The 8,611-nt window shown below is 71.7% G+C and carries 9 protein-coding genes; 3 read left to right on the plus strand and 6 right to left on the minus strand.

The window, feature by feature from the left end; genetic code table 11:
* The first annotated feature begins 224 nt into the window (after positions 1-224).
* Entirely contained in the window at positions 225-1,397 is a 1,173-nt protein-coding gene (locus ACFWTE_RS10405) for a glycosyltransferase (RefSeq protein WP_378779035.1), read from the plus strand.
* A gap of 88 nt (positions 1,398-1,485) precedes the next feature.
* Positions 1,486-2,091: a malonic semialdehyde reductase gene (locus ACFWTE_RS10410; RefSeq protein ID WP_378779036.1), complete on the plus strand. Its 606-nt coding sequence runs from the start codon at positions 1,486-1,488 to the stop codon at positions 2,089-2,091.
* A 41-nt stretch (positions 2,092-2,132) separates the two neighbouring features.
* On the opposite strand, the gene ACFWTE_RS10415 is transcribed toward ACFWTE_RS10410, so the two are convergent.
* The 6 genes from ACFWTE_RS10415 to ACFWTE_RS10440 all read right to left on the minus strand — a co-directional run bounded on the left by ACFWTE_RS10415 (position 2,133) and on the right by ACFWTE_RS10440 (position 7,909).
* Positions 2,133-3,809, minus strand: a complete 1,677-nt coding sequence (locus ACFWTE_RS10415; protein ID WP_378779037.1) for a PP2C family protein-serine/threonine phosphatase — start codon at positions 3,807-3,809, stop codon at positions 2,133-2,135.
* A complete protein-coding gene (locus tag ACFWTE_RS10420) occupies positions 3,806-4,852 on the minus strand; it encodes a SpoIIE family protein phosphatase (protein WP_378779038.1) in 1,047 nt (348 codons plus the stop codon). Before ACFWTE_RS10420 ends, ACFWTE_RS10415 begins: the two co-directional genes overlap by 4 nt.
* Positions 4,849-5,289 carry an anti-sigma regulatory factor gene (locus ACFWTE_RS10425; protein WP_378779039.1) on the minus strand — a complete coding sequence of 147 codons (441 nt, stop codon included), beginning with the start codon at positions 5,287-5,289 and terminating at the stop codon, positions 4,849-4,851. Before ACFWTE_RS10425 ends, ACFWTE_RS10420 begins: the two co-directional genes overlap by 4 nt.
* On the minus strand, positions 5,286-5,681 hold the full coding sequence (locus ACFWTE_RS10430; RefSeq protein WP_378779040.1) for an STAS domain-containing protein: 396 nt from the start codon (positions 5,679-5,681) through the stop codon (positions 5,286-5,288). The genes ACFWTE_RS10425 and ACFWTE_RS10430 overlap by 4 nt, the downstream gene beginning before the upstream one ends.
* On the minus strand, positions 5,678-6,589 hold the full coding sequence (locus ACFWTE_RS10435; protein ID WP_378779041.1) for an STAS domain-containing protein: 912 nt from the start codon (positions 6,587-6,589) through the stop codon (positions 5,678-5,680). Before ACFWTE_RS10435 ends, ACFWTE_RS10430 begins: the two co-directional genes overlap by 4 nt.
* 150 nt (positions 6,590-6,739) lie before the next feature.
* Complete coding sequence (locus ACFWTE_RS10440; protein WP_378779042.1) at positions 6,740-7,909, minus strand: PP2C family protein-serine/threonine phosphatase; 1,170 nt, start codon at positions 7,907-7,909, stop codon at positions 6,740-6,742.
* Positions 7,910-8,070: 161 nt separating this feature from the next.
* Here ACFWTE_RS10440 and ACFWTE_RS10445 point away from each other — a divergent pair, with 161 nt between their 5' ends.
* Complete coding sequence (locus tag ACFWTE_RS10445; protein ID WP_378779043.1) at positions 8,071-8,556, plus strand: MarR family winged helix-turn-helix transcriptional regulator; 486 nt, start codon at positions 8,071-8,073, stop codon at positions 8,554-8,556.
* The last annotated feature ends 55 nt before the right edge of the window (positions 8,557-8,611 follow it).

Here is an 8,611-nt window from a genome sequence, read left to right on the forward strand (position 1 = left end):
CCCTGACCGGCACGCCGACGCGGACACCCATGGTGTCCATCGGCGTGCCTTCTCTTGTTCACACGGCACTGGGGCAGGATTCACCCGATACACCCCGCCTGGCCACCGGGCTTTTCTCGGCATGTTTCCGCAGGTGAATACCGTGTCTCAAAGCTCGTACCGCCATCCCAAAGCGGATCATCTTCGTAGATGGCCCCATTCGGTGACACAGGTAGGTGAACTCGATGCACGCACTTGTGGCCACGGTTGTGCACCACCCGGAGGACGCTCGGATTCTGCACAGGCAGATCCGCGCCCTGCTGGACGCTGGACACACGGTGACCTACGTGGCCCCGTTCCGGGAGTGCGGCGTGACCCCGTGGGCCGACGTGCGCTCGGTGGACGTGCCGCGCGCCTCGGGCCGCGAACGCCTGTCCTCGCTGCGCGCGGCCAGGGCGGTGCTCGCCGAGCACGCGCCCAAGGCCGACCTGCTGCTCTTCCACGATCCCGAACTACTGCTGGCGCTGCCCGCGAACCGGCCGGTGACGGTGTGGGACGTGCACGAGGACACGGCCGCCGCCCTGCTCACGAAGCCGTGGGTGCCCAAGCCGTTGCGGCGGCCCCTGGGCGCGGTGGTGCGGTCCTTCGAGCGGCGGGCGGAGCGCCGCATGCGGCTGCTGCTGGCCGAGGAGGGGTACCGCTCCCGCTTCCGGTGCGACCACCCGGTGGTGCCCAACACGACCGAGGTCCCGGAGGTCCCGCTGCGTGCGCCCGGGGACGACCGGGTGGTCTACCTCGGCCACGTCTCGATGGCCCGCGGCGCCCGTGAACTGGTCGAACTCGGCCGGATGCTCCGCCCGCACGGGGTGCGGCTGGAGGTCATCGGCGGCGCCGACGTCGGTGTGCGGCCGCTCCTGCGCGAAGCACAGCAGGAGGACGTCCTGCACTGGTACGGATTCGTGCCCAACGACCGGGCGCTGCGCATGTGCGCGGGTGCCATGGCCGGGGTCAGCCTGCTGCACGACACCCCGAACTACCGGCATTCGATGCCGACCAAGGTCGTGGAGTACATGGCCCACGGCCTGCCCGTCGTGACGACGGCGAACCCGATGGCGGAGGGTCTGGTGACGGGGCGCCCTGAGGGCCCGGCCGGGCTGGTCGTCCCGTTCGGGGACGTGAGGGCCGCCGCGGAGGCGGTGCTGCTGCTGCGGCGCGACGAGGAGCTGCGCGAGCGGCTGGCCCGCACGGGGCACGAGATCGCGCAGGCGTCCTACCACTGGCCGGTCCAGGCACGGGTGTTCGTGAAGCGGCTGGAGGCGTGGGTCGACGAGGCGACCGGCCCGCTCCCCGTCGTCCCCCTCCAAAGAGGGGCCCAGCGCGCGCGGGTCCATGAAGGAAGTCACACTTACCAGTCCTGAGAAATATCTTCCTGGTCAACTAGGTTGTTGCTCGTGCCGGAGCGGTCTTCGGCATTCTCCCTGATCACGAGCACAATCGAGGTAGGACATGAGTGAGACGCTGGTTCTCGACAAGGTCGCACAGGACCTCCTGTTCCGCGACGCCCGCACCGCCAACTCCTACACCGACGAGCCGGTGACCGAGGACCAGGTGCGCGCGATCCACGACCTCGTCAAGTACGGGCCGACCGCCATGAACAACCAGCCGCTCCGGGTCACCGTCGTGCGCTCGCCGGAGGCGCGTGCGCGCCTCGTCCCGCACATGGCGGGCAACAACGCCCCGAAGACCTCGTCGGCTCCGCTCGCGCTGATCCTGTCGGCGGACACCGACTTCCACGAGCACTTCCCCAAGACGTTCCCCGTGAGCCCGGACGCCCGTGACAACTTCGCCGGGATGCCCGCCGGAGCCCGCGAGACCATGGCCACCCAGAACGCGCTCCTCCAGGTCGCGTACCTGATCGTCGGGGTCCGCGCCGCGGGGCTGGCCGCCGGGCCCATGACCGGGTTCGACGCCGAGGGAGTGCGCCGGGAGTTCTTCGGCGAGGAGTCCGCGCTCCGGCCCCTGGTCGTCATGAACGTCGGACGCCCCGGCCCCGACGCCTGGTTCGACCGCCTCCCCCGCCTGGACTTCGAGGAAGCCGTCACCGAGATCTGATCCGCGCGTCGCCGGGGCAGCCGCCGGTGGTCCCGGGCCGGTCAGCGTGCCGGACCGCCCGGAACCGCCTCCGCGTCCGTGTCCGCTGCGAGGAAGACGAGAAGGCACACGTCGTCGTCGCAGTCCTCGTGGTCCAGCATGGTGTCCAGCAGCTCGTCGGCCCCCGTCTGCGGAGCACTCAGCCAGTGGGACGAACCGCCGAAGCTCTCCGCGAGGCGGCCGATGCCGTCGTCGATCAGCTCTCCCCTCCGCTCCACCAGGCCGTCGGTGTACAGCAGCAGCGCCGAACCCGGGGGCAGCTCGACGGTGTGGTCGGTGAAGGTGAGGTCGGTGGGAAGTCCGAGCATCCCTCCCGAGCGCAGTTCCACGGTGTGCACCGCGCCGGTGCGGTCGCGCAGCAGCGGGGACGGATGGCCGGCGCCGGCCATCACCACCGCGGGGTCCCCCGGCCGGAAGCGGACGATGACCGCTGTGGCGAAGAGGTCCGGTTCCAGGTGGTCGAGGAACCGGTGGAGGCGCCCCAGCAGAACGGCCGGGCTGCGCTCCTCCAGCGCGTAGGCCCGCAGGGCCGTCCGCAGCTGGCCCATCATGACCGCGGCGTGGATACCGTGGCCGGTCACGTCCCCCACCACCCCGATGAACTCGCCGTCAGCCCTCGGGAAGACGTCGTACCAGTCGCCGCCCACGTTCATGCCCCTGGTCGCGGGCAGGTAGCGGGCGATCAGGCCCGTCCCGGGTGTGTCGGGGAGTTCGGTGAGCATCGCCCGCTGGAGGGCGGTGGCGGTGTCGCGCTCCCGCTCGAAGCGGCGGGCGTTGTCCAGGGAGGCCGCCACCCTCCGGGAGAGCTCGACGAGCACCACCCCGTCGTCGGAGGAGACCGGTTCCCTTCGCGACAGCGCCATGACACCGAGCAGTTCCGGGCCCGCCATGAGCGGGAGCCCGAGCTCCCCCCTCTCGGCCAGCTCGTCCACGGGCTGTCGGCGGGTCCAGGCCACGAGCGCGGTCCGCGAGACGGGCGTGTCCGCCTCACCGAGGTTCCCGTCCTCACCGCAGAGCCACACGTGGACGCCGTGGGCGTAGCGGGGGACGAGAAGGCCGTCGAGCGTGGCGAGGATCTCCGCGCGCGTCAGCGACGTCATGAGCCGGGCGCCGGCCGCGGAGAGGAACGTCAACCGGTTCCTGGCCGTCTCCGCCTCGTCCCGGGCCTCTCGCTCGGCCATGAGGAGGCGCTGCTGCTCGTCGCTCGCCTCGGCGAGCCCGGCGTGGAGGGCGAGGACGCCCTGGTTGGTGTCCTCCAGTTCGCGCTGGTGCCACGCCAATTCCCGTGAGCGCTCCACCGCCAGCGCGGCAATGGACCCGGCCCGGCCGGAGGTGCGCAGGAGCTCGGCGGCCAGGGTCTCGACCTCGCTGCCCGCAGGCGCGGCCCCCACCGGGGCCCACGGCCCGGGGCTCTCGATCACGGCGGACCACAGGACCGCACCGGAGCCGTCGGCGACGGTGGCCCTCAGAGCGGTCCCGTCCTCGGAGCGTTCGGCCACCACCCCGGCCTCGCCGCGCCTCCCGATTTCCCCCAGCGCCCAGGCCGCGACGCCCCCCAGGAACTGGAGAGCCTCCTCGTCCGACACGTCCGCGGGTTCGAGCACCAGCGCCAGGGCGGCACGTGCCAACGCCACGTCCACCACGGAGCAGACCCGGCAACGGAGCAGTGGTTCTCTCATGGTCCCCCTCCGTCGGCGGGCGAGGTGTGCGTGACGACCGCGACAGTGGTGTCGTCCCTCAGCGGGCGGGCCGCGCTGCTCGCGTCCCGGAACACCGTCCCTGCGACGACCGCGGCGTCGTGTCCCCGCAGGCGCTCGACGCCCTCCGGACCCCAGCGGCTCGGCAGCCCGTCGCTGTACAGCACGAGCATGTCCCCGGGCCCCCAGCCGCGCACGACGGGCGCCGGTGTGCGCATCGCGAAGGCGCCGACGATGCCCGGTCTGGAGAGCAGGGCGTCCCACCGTCCTTCGCGGTACAGGCGGGCACCGACGTTGCCCACACCGCAGAACGTGACCCGGTGCCCGGACTCGTCGAAGTCGGCGAGGGCCACGGCCGCGCCCCGGGTGCGCCGCAGCGCCTCGTGGAGTCCGCGCATCAGCGTCGCGGGGTCCTCTCCCCCGTTGGCCCGGACGAAGCGGGCCGCCAGGTCCGAGGCCTGCGCCGCCGCGTCGCCGTGGCCGAGTCCGTCGGCGAGCATGACCGTGCGGTGGCCGGAACCGCTCCGGAAGGCGAGGGCGTCCCCGGAGTTCCGGTAACCGCCCAGGGGGATGTGGATGCCGCCGGTGACGGCCCTGCCGTCGAACAGCGCCCGGTCGCCGGGCAGGGCGAACCGGGCCACGGCCACGGTCCCCGCACCGGGGCGGCTGTGGATCTCGAAGAAGTCCGCCGCCCGGGCACAGGCCCCCAGGCCGGTGCCCAGCGATTTCCCGGACGAGACCCCGTCCTCCCTCGCGCGGGGCACGTCGGTGATGCCCGGACCGTGGTCCACGGCGAGCATCTGCACCGCCCTGGCCCCTCCCCAGGGCTCCTGCGCCACCTCCACCACGAACCGCCCGCCTCCGGCGTACCGGTGCATGTTGGTGGCCAGTTCGGTGGCCGTGAGCGCCGCCGCGGCCGTGCGGGAGACCCCGAGCCCGACACTGCGCGCGGCGGCGGTGGCCGCCCGGGCCGCATCGGGCACGCGCGTGGCGTCGGTGACCGCGAGCTCCCAGACCCTGGTCACCGCAGGCCCCGGGGCGCGGCGAACGGGTCGCTCCAGGAGGTGATCGTGACCTTGGTCCCCCGCTCGGCGCTGCTGTCGATGTCGAAGTCCTGGACGAGCCGCTTGGAGCCGCTCAGCCCCATGCCCAGACCGCCGGCCGTGGAGTAGCCGTCCGTCAGGGCCAGACCCACGTCGGGAATGCCGGGCCCGGAGTCCGTGAAGCTGACGGACAGGCCCGGGCCGGACTCCCCGTGCAGGACACGGATCTCGGCTGCTCCGCCGCCTCCGTGCAGGAGGGTGTTGCGGGCCAGCTCGCTGGCCGCGGTCACGACCTTCGTCTGCTGTACCAGGCCGAATCCGAGCCGTTGTGCGGCGGCGCGTACGTGCTGGCGCACGGCTGTCAAGTCGGTGTCGTTGCGGATCGGCACGTACAGCGGTTCCTCGGTGACCTGGATCATGTGCCGCCCTGCTTCGCCGCGTCGGTCTCCACGATGACCACCCCGAAGCCGGCGGCCGCGTCAGTGACCGTCCGCGCGGTCGTCATGCCCTCCAGTGTCAGACCGAGTTCGACCAGGGTGATCGCCACCGCCGGTCGCATACCGACCAGAACGGTCCGCGCGGCGAGCAGGCGTGAGGCCAGGGCGACCTCGGCGAGCACGCGGGCGAGGAACGAGTCGACGATCTCGAGTGAGCTGATGTCGATGATGAGGCCGCGCGAGCCCGTGCGGGCGACGGCGGCGGTGACGTCGGTCCGGAGGGCTGCGGCGGCGCTGTCCGCGAGCTCGCCCTGGATGCTGACGAGCAGTAGTCCGCCCAGGTCGAGTACGGGGATGGGAGATGTACCTGTCACGCACCCGTCCCATGTGTGCTCAGCCGGGTCCCGGGGGCCGCGGGCGCACCGTGCCGGTCGCGTTCGAGCGCCCACTGGAGGGCGTCCGCGAGGGTGGCCCTCGTGGTGACGGGACCGAGGTCGAGCCCGAGCTGGACAATGGTCTGGGCGATCGCGGGGCGGATACCGGAGATCACGCACTCGGCGCCCATGAGGCGGGCGGAGGCCACGGTCTTCATCAGGTGCTGGGCGACGAGTGAGTCGACCGTCGGCACACCCGTGATGTCCAGGATCGCCACGGTGGCGTTGTGCTCGACGATGGCCTCCAGGAGGTTCTCCATCACCACCTGGCTGCGCGCGCTGTCGAGCATGCCGATGAGCGGCACCGCGACGAGCCGGTCCCAGAGTTTGATGACCGGCGTCGCCATCTCCAGCAACTGCTGGCGCTGCCGGGCCACGATCTCCTGGTTCTCCTGGAGCATGGTCTCGATGACCACGACCCGGAGGGTGGCGAGGAGCGTGACCATGTACACGCGGGCGTCGGCGGCGTCCTCCGCGTCGAGGTCGGCGGCCTCGGCCCGCAGGAGTTCGAGGGCGGCGTCGCGCAGCGCGCCGACCTCCCGGTCGACCTGGCCGATGGACAGGCCGGACCTGGAGCGTGAGGCGGTCATGGAGACGAGCTGCTCGCGGACGGGATGGAAGCCCGGGGCCTCCAGGTCGTCGACGCGCCCGCTCTCCACGACGTCGGCCAGGGAGTCGACGACCGCATGGCACGCCTCCACCGCCTCGTCACGGGTGACCGTGAACACGGCGAGGAACAGGGGCAGGTCCGCCCACCGTTGCGCGATCTGTTCGCGCCGGCGCCGCAGGATACCCAGGACTTCCTGGCTCCCGGGCCTGGTCGGGTGATCGGGCGGGCCATCGCTCATGTCTTCTCCCTGGCGCCGTGTGCGCCACCCGTGCGGTGGCGCGAAAGCATCATTTGCCGCACGACAATTGTCTACCAGACAGAGAGTACTGTCCGCCGCCCCTGGCCGGGCCCGGCGGCCGCGTGCCCCGTGCGCGGCGCCACTGCGGCGCTACGCCCTGCCGCGCCAGTCGAGGCAGACGACCAGGGCATCGTCGAACATCTCGTCGCCCTCCTGGTACGCGGAGAGGTGGCGCAGAACCTCCTGGGGCACGGAGGCAGCGGGCAGCAACCTGGTGGCCAGGATCGCGCGGGCCAGAGCCCTCTCCCCGAACGATTCGCCGAGGCCCGTCCTGGAGTCGAACACCCCGTCGCTGACGAAGACCAGCCGGTCCCCGGGCTCGACGTCGAAGTCCTGTGTGTCGTACACGCTGTCCTCGGCCATCCCGACGGGGAGCTGGGCCTCGAAGGGCAACTGGAAGACACGGCCCCCACGCAGGATGTAGAGGCGGGGGGAGCCCGCGTCGACCACCTCCACCCGCCCCGTCTCCAGGTCGAAGCCGAGCAGGAGGACGTCCAGGTAGCGTTCTCCGCCGTGCAGGGCGTAGACGGCCTTGTCCGCGAGGGCGATCTGGTCGGCCAGGGCCACCCCTCCCCTGCGGGCGTTGCGCAGGGCGTTGACCGCCAGACTGGTGAGGAGCGAGGCCTCGACCCCCTCGCCCATCCCGTTGGTGACGGCGAGGACGAGGCGGTCGGTGCCCGCCGCCCAGTCGAAGTTGTCGCCGTGGACGGCGTAGGCGGGTTCGAGCTGGGCCCCGATGCTGTACTCGGGGCACTCGTAGGCCCGTCCCGGGAGCAGGTCCCACTGCATCTCCGCCGCCAGGGTCAGGCGGTCGCTGCGTCGCAGGACGCGGTAGATGTCCGTGTCCCGTTCGGCCACCAGGAGCGCGTGGCCGAGGATGTCCGCGATCCACCTGAGCTCGTGGAGGTCGGCCTGTGCCCGCTCCGCGTCCTCGGTCTCGACGGTCAGGACGCCCAGGCGGTCGCCGCGCACGGTCACCGGAACGTGGACGGCCACGACGCCGGGGGCCGAACGCCTCTCGACGAAGGGCTCCTGGGACCCGAAGACCCGCCCCACGACACTGTTGAACACGGAGAAGCGACCGACCCTCTCCCTGTCGGAATCGGTGACGTGGCAGAGCACCGTGAGCCCGTAGTCTGCGAGGAGGAGCTCGGTGGATACCGCACCGTAGTGCTCGGCGAGGGAGGCGCGCAGAACGGCCAGGAGCCGGTGCGGCTCGGTTTCGCGCAGAGAGCGCGCGACGGCCTCGGATCTGTTCACTGTGGTGGACCTGGGTTCTCTGTGGGGGACGCCGGGCGCCCGCGGACCGTCACGGGCACGGTCGGCGGACGGCGGGTGCCGGTTCCGTTATCGTCATGGGGATACCTGATCGCCGATCACGGCCAGGAGTGACTCACAGACGCGATTTGTGAGAGTGGGCAGTGGATACTGATTCGCGGGAGAACACGGTGGAGGCCGTCCGGGCCGCCTCCTCCGTCACAGAACTGATGGAAGTACTCTGGGGACGCGGACGCGAGGTCGCCTCCGCCCCGGTCTCCCCCTCACAGCTCAAGGTCCTCTTCGTCCTGGAGGAGGAGGACGGTGTGAGTCTGCGCAACGTGACCGAACGCCTGGGTTCGACACCGCCGTCCACCAGCAGGCTATGCGACCGCCTGCAGGCGGTCGGCTTCATCCACAGGACGGCGAGCCCGAACAGCCGCCGGGAGCTGAGGCTCTGGCTGAGTGAGAGCGGCAGGCTGTTCCTGCGCGAACTCCGCAGCCGTAGGGAGTCTGAGCTCCACAAGGTCATCGACCAGATGTCCCCCCGATCCAGGGCGATGCTCCTGGAGGGGCTGAGCGCCTTTCGCGATGCGGCGGACCACACACGGACGAGCGGCGTCGGCCTGGAGCCCTCCCGCACAGCTTGAGGGCTCCGCGGCCGGCCCTCACCGGGGTCCGGCCGCGGACGCTGACGCGGTGTCC

The organism is Nocardiopsis sp. NPDC058631, from assembly GCF_042716955.1.
Taxonomy (GTDB): Bacteria; Actinomycetota; Actinomycetes; order Streptosporangiales; family Streptosporangiaceae; genus Nocardiopsis.

Excerpts from the sequence above, each read along its gene's own strand:
- ACFWTE_RS10405 (WP_378779035.1), top strand. The coding sequence starts at position 225 with ATGCACGCACTTGTGGCCACGGTTGTGCACCACCCGGAGGACGCTCGG.
- ACFWTE_RS10410 (WP_378779036.1), top strand. The coding sequence starts at position 1,486 with ATGAGTGAGACGCTGGTTCTCGACAAGGTCGCACAGGACCTCCTGTTC.
- ACFWTE_RS10415 (WP_378779037.1), bottom strand. The coding sequence starts at position 3,809 with ATGAGAGAACCACTGCTCCGTTGCCGGGTCTGCTCCGTGGTGGACGTG.
- ACFWTE_RS10425 (WP_378779039.1), bottom strand. The coding sequence starts at position 5,289 with ATGATCCAGGTCACCGAGGAACCGCTGTACGTGCCGATCCGCAACGAC.
- ACFWTE_RS10435 (WP_378779041.1), bottom strand. The coding sequence starts at position 6,589 with ATGAGCGATGGCCCGCCCGATCACCCGACCAGGCCCGGGAGCCAGGAA.